The following is a 13,920-nucleotide window of genomic DNA, read 5'->3' as shown; positions in this document are numbered from 1 at the left end:
GCCACGGGATTCTACGAGATTGCACGCCATCACCCGAGAGCATCAATGGCAGCTGTGATCAGCGCTCGTGCCTTCACGCCGTAGGCCGCCATATCGGCCAGCGTGGCGAAGGTGTCGGCGTACATCGCCACCTCGCTGGGCTGCGTCAGGGTGAGATGCCCGGAGACGAGCTCGACGTTCACCTGGGCCGTATCGAAGATCCAGAACCCTTCGACCGGCATCCGCGTACGGTGCAGTCGGGCGGGGATGATCCCAATGCTGATATTCGGAAGCGTGCTCACAGTGATCAGCCGTTCAAGCTGTTCGGCCTGGGTGTCGGCGTCACCCAGCCCGTTGCGAAGCACGGACTCCTCAAGTAGGAACGCGAAGCGCCGTTGCCCCTCGCGGAGCACACGTTGCCGTTCCATCCGTACGGCCACGGCATCGGCCACATCGTCGACCGTTACGCGCCTCTGCTGGACGGCGCGCAACACGTCCTCGGTGTAGCCGTGCGTCTGGAGGAGTCCGGGTACAAGCCACGACGAATAGGCCCGGAACCAGTGGGTCCGTTCGAACAGAGGCAGAACGGCCTGCTGCGCCCTTCGAAGCCCTGCACGTTCCATGCGGCGCCATTCAACCCACATGCCTTCCACGGCCCGGAGGGAGGCGATCAGATCCGCCGCTTCGTCATCCCTGCCGCATGCACTGCACCACGCGCGAAGGTCATCGGCGGATGGCGAGGTCTTGCCGGTGGAGATCCGGGAGACCTTGGACGGATGCCAGCCGCACAGCACCGCCAGTTGCTTGCCGTCCAACCCGGCGTCCTTGCACATCTCCCGCAGGCGATCTGCAAGGACTTTCCGGGCAGCTTGGACGTGAGACGATCCAGAAGCGGGCATGGTGCGTCAGGTCAGCTTGAATCCCTCGTGCGGGGTAGCCCGCTCCCACACCGCCTCAAAGGCGGAACTGACCAGGCTCACGACGGCCGGCTCGGATCGCCACTCCCGGTCCACAACCTCCCCGGCCCCGGAGAAGTACGTGAACAGTACGGTCGACTCATCGAACATCCACAGGTCCGTGCCCGGCAGCGCAAGGTCCGCAGCCTTCCGCCGGGGCAACCAGCGGACCAACTCGCCCGCTGTGACGTTGGCGAACGTGAGGTCGTGCTCGTACCGGATGTAGTCCGTCACAGGCTCCGAGATGATCCGGGCCCGCCGCATGACCACACCGCGCCCGATGGTCTCGGCTGCCAGGTCGGCCCAAGATGCCCACCAATCAGGCAAGTTCGCCGGATCACTCTCGTACCGATGGCCGGCACGCCAGCGCGCGAACTCCGGATCATCCGGCGTGTAGCTGTCGCGCATCTCCAGGTGCACTGCGGAGCGTTGTGCCTTGGCCAAGCCCTCACGAACGGGATGGTTCACGGTCTTGGCCTTCCGGTCGCGGGATGTACTTCAGCATCACGGCAGGAAGCCTGATGATCGCCTCGTGGGCGGGAACGTCCGTGCTGTGACCGGGAATCGATCCGATCTGCTGACATGCCTTCACTTCGGCTTCCGTGGCCTTGTAGGACTGGATCAGGAGGTCGCCCGTGTCCTCGTCCAGCCAGATCGTCGGCGAGTCGTCGATGGGGGTGTTCGGAATGATCCCGAGGAAACGCAACCTCATGGCATCTCCCTGCGTCGGGCCGATTGCAGCCGGTTGCACGACTATCGCCCCGTCGGTTGATCAGCGCAAGAGGGCGTCAGAGTGCGAGGCGGCCAGGTCGCCGCCTGTGCGAGGGAGTTCGGCCGCCTTCGTCGTGTGCGGCGAAGGCGGCCGGGGTGGTGCGTTTAGCGGAGGTGGTCGAAGGCGCCGGACTTCGCGCCGTCGAGGAGGGCGGCGATTTCGGTGCGGGTGTAGACCAGCGGGGTTTGGGTGGGGTTCTTGGAGTCGCGGATGGCGACGTGCTGGCCGATCACGCCGAACTCGACGCAGTTGTCGCCCCCGCCGCTGAATGGGGACTTCTCCCAGGAGACGCCGGAGAAGTCGAGTCCGGCGGGGTCGGGCTTGTTGGTCACTTTCGCTTCTCCCTGAGCAGCCTGTGCAGGTGGGCGGTGGTCTCGGGCGGCCCGAGGGCGCGCGCTCGGAGGTGATCGAAGACGTCGCTGTAGAGCTTCACATCCGGAGAGTCTTCGAAGTAGACCGAGTGGGGGCCATTTTCCACCCACACCACATCCGGGTTGGGTTCGGGGAAGCTCATGATGACGAAGGGGCCGTCCAGGCCGGGGTGGAGGCCTGTGCTGAACGGCAGGAGTTGCACAGTGATGTTGGTGTGCGCGGCCATTTCCAGCAGGTGCTCCAGCTGTCCCTGCAGGACCTCGGGTGCCCCTTCAAGGCGGCGGATGGCTGCTTCGTCGATCACGGCCCACAGCTTGACCGCGTTCTCGCCTGCGAGGAGTTCACGACGCCTCATCCTCACCTTGACCAGCGCTTCGATCTGGGGCACCGCCAGATCGAAGCGCATGGCAGTGAGAACCTGACGGGCGTACTCCTCGGTCTGGAGGAGCCCGGGGATCAGCTCGGTCTCGTAGGTGAGCAAGGAACTCGCGCTCGACTCCAGGGTGAGGTAGCCGCCGTACCGCGTGGTGTTGATGACGGCGGAGTACTTCTTCCACCACGGTTGCCGCTGCGCGGCGTCGGCGCGGACGAGGTCGAGGACGTCCTCGCGGGCGGCGGGGTCCGTTATGCCGTAGCAGTCCAGAAGGGCCTTGGCGAGCACGGGGGTTGTGCCACGGTCCCCGTTCTCGATGCGGCTCAGCGAGCCTTGGCTCACCTCCACTATGGCGGACACCTCGGTCAGCGTGAGGCCGGCGTCGGCTCTCAACTCCTTGAAGCGAGCCGAGAGCTGGCGTCGGTACACCGATGGTGGTGCCGGGGTCCTCTTCCATGCCATGGGCAGCAGTGTGCCACCTGGAGAGCCTGGGGCAACTCGAAAGGGGGAAACAAGGTTGGGAATATTGCCCAGTTGAGGAGTGGCGAGGCATGCTGCTAGCAGTGGCGAAGCGTGACGGGATCGTTGCGGCACGTGTTGGCGTGAGTTCTCGCAGGAGGCATCCGATGCCGTTCATCAGGACCGAATCCCGGCAGGTCTCATGGGCCGTCCCTGCCCGCGATGAAGCTGTCGGCTATGTGCGGCACAGAGTGGTGGCGGAGGTCAGAGCTTGGGGTGTCGAGCTTGACGACTTGCTGGGGGTAGAGCTGGTCGTCACCGAGCTGGTGACCAATGCGGTCGTGCATGCGGGTGGGAGTGCTGTCGGGGTCTCGCTTCGGATGGTGGAGATGGGAGTGGTGATCCGGGTCAGTGATTCCTGCCCGGGGTTCTTTGGCGGTCGGGTGCCGCGAGATGTCGACGAGCGCGGGCGGGGGCTCGTCATGGTGAGGCGGTTGGCGCCGGGCTGGTGGTGGGAGCCGTTGGGGGAGGCAAGGTGGTGTGCGCCGTGGTGAAAGTCGGCGGGGGAGGATGGGGGTGTGACGAGGATGAGTGATGGGCGGTATGCGCCGGCGGGGTCGTTGATCGGGATGGTGCAGCGGGGGCGGGGGCTCGGTGCGCGGATGGCTGGGGAGGATCCGGCGGGGGTGGCGGAGTTTGTGTATGGGTGTGTGCGGTGGGACTGGCGGTGGGACTCGCAGGATGAGCGGGGGGTGTATCTGGCTCGGCTGGTGAGGGATCTCGGGTTGCCGTTGGGGCCGGTGGTGGAGGGGTTGGCGGGGGACGAGGAGCGGTGTGAGCGGGCGGTGCGGGTGTTGGCGTTGCTCGCGGTGAGTGGGTTCGGGGAGGCGCGGGAGGCGTTGCGGGGGTATGTGGGGGAGGGGGAGCACTGGGCGATGGCCATGGAGGAGATGGCACGCCGGTGGCCCGTGGAGTGGTGGGAGGACTTGGAGGAGGTCGCGCGGAAGCGGGCGGTGGGGGAGCGGGTGGGAGAACCGTGGGAGCGGTGGGGGATGGTCGAGGTGAGGCCGGCGAAGGGGGCGAGGGCGCCGAAGCCGTTGGCGGGGGAGACGAACGCGCGGCTGCTGGAGCTGTTGGCCGATCCGGCGGAGTCGGAGGAGCGCAGGATTGCCGCGCTCGATGAGCTGGACGACCGGGGGCCGGAGCCGGGGGTGATTCCGCTGGTGCCGTCGTTGGGGACGGCGGACGGCGAGTACGTGCTGTGGCCGCTGATCGGGGTCGTGGAGAAGCTGGGGGCGGCGGCGGTTCCGGCGGCGCGGGAGTGGGTCGGGGCGGAGCAGGCCTGGTTGCGGGGGTTGGGCTACCGGGTGCTGGTCGAGCACGGGGAGGTCGAGGACGTCCCGGTGCTGGTGGAGCGGCTGGAGCGGGACTGGGTGGAGAAGCGGTGGTGTGGGCCGGTGCGGACGGCGCGAGGGTTGGCGCGGTTTGGGGCGGAGGCGCGGGGAGCCGTGTCGTTGCTCAGGCGGTTCTGGTTGTGGACGCCGCATTCGTATGAGCGGGTGGGGTATCTGGAGGCGTTGCGGGAGATCGAGCCGGCGGGGTTGGAGTCGGTGTATGTGGAGTGTCTTTGGGATTGTGAGGAGGACGCCCGGTTGTTGGGGGCGAGGAATGTGAGGGATGGGGTGGGGGTGTGGGAGAGGTTGGCGTATCTCAGGGATGACGTGATGGAGGCGGAGGTGGTCAGGGCCGCCGCCGGGGCGCGGCTGGCGGCCCTGGCCGGGTAGGGCTACAGGCCCGGGATGCGGTTGTTGCGGTAGAGGTCGACGAAGAGCTGGTGGTCGGCGCGGGCCTGGGCGCCGTAGGCGTGGGCGAAGTCGACGAGCATCGCCGTGAAGCCGGCCTCGTCGCGGCTGATGGCCTCGTGGATGGCGTGCTCGGTGGAGAACGGGACCAGGGTGTGGCCGCTGGACGACTCGTCCGCGGCCGCGTGCATGGTGGCGGTGGCCCGGCCCAGGTACTGGGTGACGGCGAGCAGGTCGGGGAGCTCGTTGAGGTCCCGCCAGTCGAGGTCGGTGGCGTACGGCGACACCTCGGCCACCAGCTGGCCGCGGCCGCGCAGGGTGGTGTAGCCGAGCCACGGGTCGCTGTGGGCCTGGAGCGCCCGCTGGGAGATCACCGTGCGGTGGCCCTCGTGCTCGAAGTAGCCGGCGATCGCGGGGTCGGTGACGTGGCGCGACACGGCGGGCGTCTGGCCCTGCTTCATGTAGATGATCACGTCGTTTTCGAGGGCGTCGGTGTGGCCTTCGAGCAGGACGTTGTAGGAGGGGAGGCCCGCCGAGCCGATGCCGATGCCGCGCCGGCCGACCACGTCCTTGACCTTCAGGGCGGTGGGGCTGACCCGGGAGGACGGGGGGAGGGTGGCGAGGTACCCCTCGAAGGCGGCCAGCACCTCGGCCTTCGTCGGCTCGTCCAGCTCGATCGCCCCGCCGCCGAGGCGGAACCGGCGGTCGTAGCCCTCGATCACGGTGTCCCCATCGAGCAGCGACACCCGGGTCTGCAGACGGGCCTGCCGGAGGGTGTCGAGGACCGGTCCGGTGGCGGTGTCCAGGGTGTACGGGACGGCGTCGCCGGTGGTGACGTGGGCGGCGATCCGGGCCCGGTAGGCGTCGGCGAAGGCGGTGACCAGCTCGGTGATCGTCGCGTCGGACAGCGCCTTGGCGTAGCCGATCAGCGCGAGCGAGGCGGCCAGCCGTTGGACGTCCCAGGTGAAGGCGCCGACGTAGGCCTCGTCGAAGTCGTTGACGTTGAAGACCAGCCGCCCCTCGGCGTTCAGGTAGGTGCCGAAGTTCTCCGCGTGCAGGTCGCCGTGGATCCAGACCCGGCTGGTCCGCTCGTCCAGGAACGGCGCCCCGTAGGAATCGAACGGAGCACTCGTGAGGTCCGCGTAGTAGAGGGCGGCGGTGCCCCGGTAGAAGGCGAAGGCGGACGCGGCCATCTTGCGGAACTTCACCCGGAACGCCGCCGGGTCCTGGGCGAGCAGGTCGCCGAAGGCCGTCTCGAAGACTCCGAGGACGGTCTCGGCGCGGGAGGTGGCGGCGGGGTGTGGATGTGACATTCGGGGTCCTCTGAGGCGGAGTCGTCGGCCGGGAGCGAGTGCGATTGAAGGCTAGAGTAGGGCCGTGAACGTGTGAGTGCCGGTCCGGGCCGCGGGCCGCAAATGTTCTCGGCACACCCTCTGTGACCTGCGCGTTCGCCGGCTCCCCACCTGCCAGCACCGAGCCTACGGAGGCCCCGCCTTGAGCGATCAGCCGTTCGCGCATCTGCACGTCCACACCGAGTACTCGATGCTGGACGGTGCCGCCCGGCTGAAGCAGATGTTCAAGGAGGTCGAGCGGCTGGGGCAGTCCCATGTCGCGATGACCGACCACGGCAACATGTACGGCGCGGCCGAGTTCCACAAGCAGGCCACCGCCGCCGGCATCACCCCGGTGATCGGGATCGAGGCGTACGTCGCCCCCGAGTCGCGTTCGAACACCAAGCGCGTCCTGTGGGGCCAGCCGCACCAGAAGAAGGACGACGTCTCGGCGTCCGGCGCCTACACCCACAAGACCATCTGGGCCCGGAACAAGGAGGGCCTGCACAACCTCTTCAAGCTGACCTCGCGCTCGTACTCCGAGGGCTGGCTGGTGAAGTGGCCCCGGATGGACAAGGAGCTGATCGCCGAGCTGTCGGGCGGCCTGATGGCGACCACCGGCTGTCCGTCCGGCGAGTTGCAGACCAGGCTGCGGCTCGGCCAGTTCGACGAGGCGCTGCGCTCGGCCGGCGAGTACCAGGAGATCTTCGGCAAGGAGAACTACTTCCTGGAGCTGATGGACCACGGTCTCGACATCGAGAAGCGGGTCCGCGACGGGCTGATCGAGATCGGCCGCAAGCTGAACATCCCGCCGGTGGTCACCAACGACTCGCACTACACCACCGAGGCCGACGCCGGCGCCCACGACCTGCTGCTCTGCGTGCAGACCGGCAAGAACCTCTCCGACCCGGACCGATTCCGGTTCGACGGCACCGGCTACTACATCAAGTCGGCCGCCGAGATGTACGCGCTCGACCAGTCGGACGCCTGGCAGGAGGGCTGCCGCAACAGCCAGCTCCTCGTCGCCTCGCGGGTCGACACCGAGGGCATGTTCCAGTTCCGCAACCTGATGCCGCGCTTCCCGATCCCGGAGGGCTTCGAGTCCGAGGCGGACTTCTTCAAGGCCAAGGTCTGGGAGGGGATGGACTGGCGCTTCCCGGGCGGGTACGACGAGGAGCACAAGAAGCTCGCCGAGTACGAGATGGACACCATCATCCAGATGGGGTTCCCGGCGTACTTCCTCGTGGTCGCCGACTTCATCATGTGGGCGAAGAGCCAGGGCATCGCGGTGGGCCCGGGCCGTGGTTCGGCGGCCGGTTCGCTGGTCGCCTACGCGATGGGCATCACCGACCTCGACCCGATCCCGCACGGTCTGATCTTCGAGCGCTTCCTCAACCCCGAGCGCATCTCGATGCCCGATGTCGACATCGACTTCGACGAGCGCCGGCGCGGTGACGTGATCCGGTACGTGACGGAGAAGTGGGGGTCCGACAAGGTCGCCATGATCGTCACGTACGGCACCATCAAGGCGAAGGCCGCCATCAAGGACTCCTCGCGGGTCCTCGGCTACCCGTACGCGATGGGCGACCGGATCACCAAGGCGATGCCGCCGGACGTGATGGGCAAGGGCATCCCGCTGTCGGGCATCACGGATTCGAGTCACCCGCGGTACGGCGAGGCCGGTGAGATCCGCGGGCTGTACGAGAACGACCCGGACGTCCGCAAGGTGATCGACACCGCGCGCGGCATCGAGGGCCTGATCCGCCAGCCCGGTGTGCACGCCGCCGGCGTCATCATGTCCGCCGAGCCGCTGACCGACCACATCCCGGTCTGGACCCGGCACACCGACGGCGTCACCATCACGCAGTTCGACTACCCCACCTGTGAGGGCCTCGGCCTTCTCAAGATGGACTTCCTCGGCCTGCGCAACCTGACGATCATGGACGACGCCGTCAAGGCGATCGAGAAGAACAAGGGCGTCAAGATCAACCTGCTTGATCTGCCCCTGGACGACAAGCCGACCTACGAGCTGCTGGCGCGCGGCGACACGCTCGGCGTCTTCCAGCTCGACGGCGGCCCGATGCGCTCGCTGCTGCGGCTGATGAAGCCCGACAACTTCGAGGACATCTCGGCCGTGCTGGCGCTCTACCGCCCGGGACCGATGGGCGTCAATTCACATACGAACTACGCGCTGCGCAAGAACGGGCAGCAGGAGATCACCCCGATCCACCCGGAGCTGGAGAAGCCCCTGGAGGAGGTGCTCCGGCCCACCTACGGCCTGATCGTCTACCAGGAGCAGGTGCAGAAGGCGGCCCAGATCCTGGCCGGCTACTCGCTCGGCCAGGCCGACCTGCTGCGCCGCGCGATGGGCAAGAAGAAGAAGGAGATCCTGGAGGCGGAGTTCGTCCCGTTCCAGAAGGGCTGCCGGGAGCGCGGCTACTCCGACGCGGCGATCCAGGCGGTCTGGGACGTCCTGGTGCCGTTCTCCGGCTACGCGTTCAACAAGGCGCACACCGCCGGGTACGGGCTGGTCTCGTACTGGACGGCCTACCTCAAGGCCAACTACCCGGCCGAGTACATGTCCGGTCTGCTGACCTCGGTGAAGGACGACAAGGACAAGTCGGCGGTCTACCTCAACGAGTGCCGGAAGATGGGCATCCAGGTGCTCCCGCCGGACGTCAACGAGTCGGACTCGGACTTCACCCCGCACGGGGACACCCTGGTGCGGTTCGGCCTGACCGCCATCCGCAACGTCGGCGGGCCGGTCGTCGAGTCGATGATCCGGACCCGGAAGGCGAAGGGGAAGTTCGTCTCCTTCCCGGACTTCCTGGACAAGGTGGAGTCGGTGGTCTGCAACAAGCGGACCGTCGAATCGCTGATCAAGGCGGGCTCGTTCGACTCGCTCGGGCACACCCGCAAGGGGCTGACCGCGCAGTTCGAGCCGATGATCGACAACGTCGTCGGGGTGAAGCGCAAGGAGGCCGAGGGGCAGTTCGACCTCTTCGGCGGCGACGCGGAGGCGGACGAGCCGAGCTTCGGGCTGGACGTGGTCTTCTCCGAGGAGGAGTGGGAGAAGTCCTTCCTGCTCACCCAGGAGCGGGAGATGCTCGGCCTGTACGTCTCCTCGCACCCGCTGCACGGCATCGAGCACGTGCTCGCCGACAAGGCGGACTGCGCGGTCGCGGACCTGGCGGAGCGGCCGGACGGCACCATCGTCACCATCGGCGGCATCATCTCGGGCCTCCAGCGGAAGATGACCAAGCAGGGCAACGCCTGGGCGATCGCGACCGTCGAGGACCTCGCCGGCTCGATCGACTGCATGTTCTTCCCGGCCAGCTACCAGCTGGTGAACTCGCAGCTGGTCGAGGACGCGGTGGTGTTCGTCCGCGGCAAGCTGGACAAGCGGGAGGACGTGCCGCGGCTGATGGGGATGGAGCTGTCGATCCCGGACCTGTCGAACGCGCACGCCGATCCGCCGATCGTCATCATCATCCCGGACGGCAAGGTGACGCCGCCGCTGGTGGCCCGGCTCGGCGAGGTGCTGAGCAGCCACCGGGGGACGACGGAGGTGCGGGTCCGGCTGGAGGAGCGGAACAAGACGACGGTGCTGCGGCTGGACCGGCACCGGGTGAAGTCGGATCCGGCGCTGTTCGGGGACCTGAAGCAGTTGCTCGGGCCGAGCTGCCTGGCGGGGTAGGGCTTCGGAGGGCGGAGCGAGGGTGCGGGGAGCTGTGCGTCGGCCGGTGCGGGAGGTGCCTGGCCGGTCGCGCAGTTCCCCGCGCCCCTTTCGGGGCCCGGGGTGGATGGGGGGCGGGAAACGGGGCCCGGGACGGGGGAGGCGACGGCCTCAGGCGGAGTTGCGCAGGGGGGTCGGGACGGCGGTGTGGAGGGCGGAGACGAAGGCGGAGATCGCCGGGTGGGAGCCGGCCCCGGCGCGGAAGGCGGTGCGGGTGCGGCGGTACATCGGCAGCCGGGTGAGGACGACGCCCGGCGGCGTCCGGTCGGTGCCCAGGTGCGGGACCAGCGCCACCCCCTGACCGGCCGCCACCAGGGCGAGCACGGTGGTGAAGTCGTCGATCTGGTGGCGGATCCGGGGCGTGAAGCCGGCCGCCTCGCAGGCGCGTACGGCCATGCTGTGGCAGAGCGTGCCGGGCGGGGCCAGGATCCACGGTTCGGCGCGCTGGTCGGCGACCGCGCCGGGGACCCGGGCCGCGAGGTACATCGGCTCGGTGAAGATCGGCCGGGTCAGCGCCAGGCCGGGCTCCGGCTCGGCCGGGACCAGGTCGTACTCGTGCACCAGGGCCACGTCCAGCTCGCCCGCGCGCAGCGCCGCCGCCACCGCGGCCGGGTCGACCTCGGTGACCATCGGCTCCAGCCCCGGGTGCCAGCCGGCCAGCTCGGCCAGGACGGCGGGGATGATCGCGCGGGCCGCCGACGGGTAGGTGCCGATCCGCAGCGGTCCGGCCAGCCCCTCGCGGGCGTGCGCGAGCTCCGAGTCGGCCTGTTCCAGCCGTTCGAGCACCGCCTCGGCGTGCCGGACCAGGTTGCGCCCGGCCGGGGTGAGGGTGACCCGGCGGCCGGTGCGTTCGAGCAGCGGGACGCCGGCCTCCTTCTCCAGGACGGACAGCTGCTGGGACACCGCCGAAGGACTGAAGCTGAGCGCCTCGGCGACGGCGGCGATGGTGCCGAGGTGGGCGAGTTCGCGCAGCAGGCGCAGGCGTCGGACGTCGAGCATCGGCTCAGCTTACGAGAAGCGTCGGAAACGTGAACTGGACCTGCGGGTTCGGCGGGCCGCAGGATCGTGGGCATGGAACTCAAGGGCATTCACGTCCCCCTGGTCACCCCGTTCGCCGCCGACGGCTCGGTCGCGCTGGACGCGCTGGAGAAGCTGGCCGGCTCGCTGCTGGACGACGGCGCGGCCGGGCTGGTCGCGCTCGGCACCACCGGCGAGCCGGCCGCGCTGAGCGCCGAGGAGCGGCGCCGGGTGATCGAGGTCTGCGCGGCGGTCTGCGCCGACCGCGGGGCGCCGCTGCTGGTCGGCGCGGGCGTTCCGGGCACCGCGGCGGCCGCCGAGGAGCTGGCCGGGCTGGCCGACCGGGTGCCGGGGGTGGCGGGTGCGCTGGTCACCACACCGTCCTTCGTCCGGGCGGGCGAGGCCGGGACGGTCGCGCACTTCCGGGCGCTGGCCGAGGCGAGTTCGGTGCCGCTGGTCGTCTACCACATCCCGTACCGGACCGGGCAGGCGCTGTCGGCCGGCGCGCTGCTGGAACTGGCCGCGCTGCCGGGCGTGGTGGGCGTCAAGTACGCGACCGGCGGGCTGGACGAGGCGGCGGTGCAGCTGCTCGCGGCGGCGCCGGCCGGGTTCGCGGTGCTGAGCGGGGAGGACGCCTTCCTGGCGCCGATGCTGGCGCTGGGCGCGGCGGGCGGCATCCTGGCCTCCGCGCACCTGGCCACCGCGCGGTACGTCGAGCTGGTCGAGGCCTGGGAGGCCGGGGACGTGGCCCGGGCCCGGGCGCTGGGGCACCGGCTGACCGGGCTGGCGCTGGCCGCGTTCGCCGCGCCGAACCCGACGGTGATCAAGGGCGTGCTGCACGCGCAGGGGCGGATCCCGACCCCGGACGTCCGGCTGCCGCTGCTGCCGGCCGGTGCGGCGGAGGTCTCGGCGGCGGTCGCGCTGACCGCGGAACTGCTGAGTGGTCTGGACCATTGAGTGAAAGGGTGCTCGCGTGGACGGGCGCTCTCACACCGTGGAATACCAGGTCGTCCCACGTCCACGACAAGGCATGATGGGCGGAGTGCGGCTGTGAACGGCACTATCAAGAGGAGTAGTCGGATGAAGATCGGCATCGTCGGGGCCACCGGACAGGTCGGCGGCGTGGTCCGCGAGATCCTGGCGGAGCGAAACTTTCCGGTGGAGCAGCTGCGGCTGTTCGCCTCGGCGCGCTCGGCCGGGCGCACCCTGCCGTGGCAGGGCACCGAGGTCACCGTCGAGGACGCGGCCACGGCCGACTACACCGGTCTGGACATCGTGATCTTCTCGGCCGGCGGCAGCACCTCCAAGGCGCTCGCCCCCAAGGCCGCCGCCGCCGGTGCCGTCGTGATCGACAACTCCTCCGCCTGGCGCCGCGACCCCGAGGTCCCGCTGGTCGTCTCCGAGGTCAACCCGGAGGCCATCGCGGACCGCCCCAAGGGCATCATCGCCAACCCGAACTGCACCACGATGGCCGCCATGCCCGTGCTGCGCCCGCTGCACGAGGAGGCCGGCCTCGCCGCCCTCGTCGTCGCCACCTACCAGGCCGTCTCCGGCAGCGGCGTGGCCGGCGTGGCCGAGCTGCAGGGCCAGGTGGCCGAGGTCGTGGACGGCGCCGCCGCCCTCGCCCACGACGGCTCGGCGGTCGAGTTCCCCGAGCCCAAGGTGTACCAGCGCCCGATCGCCTTCAACGTCGTCCCGCTGGCCGGCTCGATCGTCGAGGACGGCTCCAACGAGACCGACGAGGAGCAGAAGCTCCGCCACGAGAGCCGCAAGATCCTCGGCATTCCCGAGCTGAAGGTGGCCGGCACCTGCGTGCGCGTCCCGGTCTTCTCCGGCCACTCGCTGCAGATCAACGCCCGCTTCGAGCGTCCGATCAGCCCCGAGCGCGCGGTCGAGCTGCTCGCCGGCGCCCCCGGCGTCGAGCTGAGCGACATCCCCACCCCGCTCCAGGCGGCCGGCCAGGACCCGAGCTACGTCGGCCGGATCCGCGTCGACGAGACGGTCGAGCACGGTCTGTCGCTGTTCGTCTCCAACGACAACCTGCGCAAGGGCGCCGCGCTCAACGCCGTCCAGCTGGCCGAGCTGGTCGCCGCCGAGCTCAAGGGCTGACCAGCGGATTTCCCGCCGAGGGCCGTCGTCCGATCGTGGACGGCGGCCCTCGGGCCGTTGCGGTCCCGTTGCGCGACCGCGACAACCGGCGAGGTTCGGCGGCGGAACCAGGGGGAAAAGGTGACCCAACGTTCCGGCGGCTGCGGGCTCCCCCTCACCCCCACCCGCCCGGGCGCCGGGCGGACCGCGCCCACCCCCGGCACCGTCGGCTCCGGCGGCGCCCCACCCCGAGGGCGAGCGGAAAGAGGTGCGCGATGGACCGCTGTGTCGTCCTGGTGGACGCCGGATACCTGCTGGGCGCCGCCGCGAGCCTGCTCGCCGGCGACCCGTCCCGCTCCAAGGTCACCGTCGACCACATCGCGCTGATCGCCGCCCTGCGCGAGCGCGCCGAGGCCGAGACCGGCCTCCCGCTGCTGCGGATCTACTGGTTCGACGCCGCCCCCGACCGGCGGCCGATGCCCGAGCACCGGCGGCTGCGGGTGCTGCCCCGGGTCACCGTCCGGCTCGGCGCGCTCACCCGCGCCGAGGGCCGCTGGGTGCAGAAGGGCGTCGACGCCGCGATGCACGCCGAGCTCTCCGAACTCGCCCGCAACCGGGCCTGCGCCGACGTGGTGCTGATCACCGGCGACGGCGACCTGCTGCCCGGCATGATGTCCGCCAAGGAGCACGGCGTCGTCGTCCACCTGTGGGCGCTGCAGGCCGCCGACGGCGACTTCAACCAGTCCGAGGACCTGGTCGGCGAGGCCGACGAGCGGCGGGTGCTGGACCGCGAGTGGATCGAGGGCTCGTTCAGCCTCCGCGACACCTCCGCCGTCTTCCCCGCCCCCGGCCCCCGGCACGAGATCGCCAAGATCCTCGCCGCCCCGCCCGCCGCGCACCCGACCGGGCTGCCCGGCACCCTCCCCGGCACCCTCCCCGGTGCGCTGCCCGCCGCGGCTGCCGTCCGCCCGGCCGCCGGGGCGCCCTGCTGCCCGCCTTCGCCCTGCGCGACCTGGAGCTGTCGCCCGGCCGGCT

At 69.9% G+C, this 13,920-nt stretch carries 13 protein-coding genes; 6 read left to right on the top strand and 7 right to left on the bottom strand.

Annotated elements, in window-relative coordinates; genetic code table 11:
* Nucleotides 1–29: 29 nt before the first annotated feature.
* From AB0N76_RS26805 to AB0N76_RS26785, 5 genes are all read right to left on the bottom strand, one after another.
* A complete protein-coding gene (locus tag AB0N76_RS26805; RefSeq protein WP_363561168.1) occupies nucleotides 30–878 on the bottom strand; it encodes a helix-turn-helix transcriptional regulator in 849 nt (282 codons plus the stop codon).
* Between the two features lie 6 nt (nucleotides 879–884).
* Nucleotides 885–1,403: a DUF6879 family protein gene (locus AB0N76_RS26800; RefSeq protein WP_363561166.1), complete on the bottom strand. Its 519-nt coding sequence runs from the start codon at nucleotides 1,401–1,403 to the stop codon at nucleotides 885–887.
* Complete coding sequence (locus AB0N76_RS26795) at nucleotides 1,384–1,647, bottom strand: hypothetical protein (protein ID WP_363561164.1); 264 nt, start codon at nucleotides 1,645–1,647, stop codon at nucleotides 1,384–1,386. Before AB0N76_RS26795 ends, AB0N76_RS26800 begins: the two co-directional genes overlap by 20 nt.
* A 164-nt stretch (nucleotides 1,648–1,811) precedes the next feature.
* Nucleotides 1,812–2,039, bottom strand: coding sequence for a DUF397 domain-containing protein (locus AB0N76_RS26790; protein ID WP_363561162.1), 228 nt, complete (start codon nucleotides 2,037–2,039; stop codon nucleotides 1,812–1,814).
* On the bottom strand, nucleotides 2,036–2,914 hold the full coding sequence (locus AB0N76_RS26785) for a helix-turn-helix transcriptional regulator (RefSeq protein ID WP_363561160.1): 879 nt from the start codon (nucleotides 2,912–2,914) through the stop codon (nucleotides 2,036–2,038). The genes AB0N76_RS26790 and AB0N76_RS26785 overlap by 4 nt, the downstream gene beginning before the upstream one ends.
* A gap of 89 nt (nucleotides 2,915–3,003) precedes the next feature.
* Here AB0N76_RS26785 and AB0N76_RS26780 point away from each other — a divergent pair, with 89 nt between their 5' ends.
* The gene (locus tag AB0N76_RS26780; protein ID WP_363561158.1) at nucleotides 3,004–3,465 is read left to right on the top strand and encodes an ATP-binding protein; all 462 of its coding nucleotides are present in this window, start codon (nucleotides 3,004–3,006) and stop codon (nucleotides 3,463–3,465) included.
* Nucleotides 3,466–3,597: 132 nt separating this feature from the next.
* On the top strand, nucleotides 3,598–4,695 hold the full coding sequence (locus AB0N76_RS26775) for a hypothetical protein (RefSeq protein ID WP_363561156.1): 1,098 nt from the start codon (nucleotides 3,598–3,600) through the stop codon (nucleotides 4,693–4,695).
* A 2-nt stretch (nucleotides 4,696–4,697) separates the two neighbouring features.
* Here the strand turns inward: AB0N76_RS26775 and AB0N76_RS26770 are convergent, their stop codons facing one another.
* Complete coding sequence (locus AB0N76_RS26770; protein WP_363561154.1) at nucleotides 4,698–6,026, bottom strand: DUF2252 domain-containing protein; 1,329 nt, start codon at nucleotides 6,024–6,026, stop codon at nucleotides 4,698–4,700.
* 181 nt (nucleotides 6,027–6,207) lie between these two features.
* Here AB0N76_RS26770 and dnaE point away from each other — a divergent pair, with 181 nt between their 5' ends.
* Nucleotides 6,208–9,741, top strand: coding sequence for a DNA polymerase III subunit alpha (gene dnaE / locus AB0N76_RS26765; RefSeq protein ID WP_363561152.1), 3,534 nt, complete (start codon nucleotides 6,208–6,210; stop codon nucleotides 9,739–9,741).
* Between the two features lie 150 nt (nucleotides 9,742–9,891).
* Here dnaE and AB0N76_RS26760 read toward each other — a convergent pair whose 3' ends face one another.
* Complete coding sequence (locus tag AB0N76_RS26760) at nucleotides 9,892–10,779, bottom strand: LysR family transcriptional regulator (RefSeq protein ID WP_363561150.1); 888 nt, start codon at nucleotides 10,777–10,779, stop codon at nucleotides 9,892–9,894.
* A gap of 72 nt (nucleotides 10,780–10,851) precedes the next feature.
* Between AB0N76_RS26760 and AB0N76_RS26755 the strand changes: the two genes are divergently transcribed.
* The 3 genes from AB0N76_RS26755 to AB0N76_RS26745 all read left to right on the top strand — a co-directional run.
* On the top strand, nucleotides 10,852–11,754 hold the full coding sequence (locus tag AB0N76_RS26755; protein ID WP_363561148.1) for a dihydrodipicolinate synthase family protein: 903 nt from the start codon (nucleotides 10,852–10,854) through the stop codon (nucleotides 11,752–11,754).
* Between the two features lie 123 nt (nucleotides 11,755–11,877).
* Nucleotides 11,878–12,906, top strand: coding sequence for an aspartate-semialdehyde dehydrogenase (locus AB0N76_RS26750; RefSeq protein WP_363561146.1), 1,029 nt, complete (start codon nucleotides 11,878–11,880; stop codon nucleotides 12,904–12,906).
* A gap of 254 nt (nucleotides 12,907–13,160) precedes the next feature.
* Nucleotides 13,161–13,920 (top strand): NYN domain-containing protein (locus tag AB0N76_RS26745; protein ID WP_363561144.1); only part of this gene is annotated, 760 nt, incomplete at its 3' end.

Origin of the sequence: Kitasatospora sp. NPDC093806 (assembly GCF_040683335.1) — a bacterium.
Taxonomy (GTDB): domain Bacteria; phylum Actinomycetota; class Actinomycetes; order Streptomycetales; family Streptomycetaceae; genus Kitasatospora.
The sequence above is the reverse complement of the archived record's forward strand: the minus strand, read 5'-3'. Positions and strand labels throughout refer to the sequence as shown.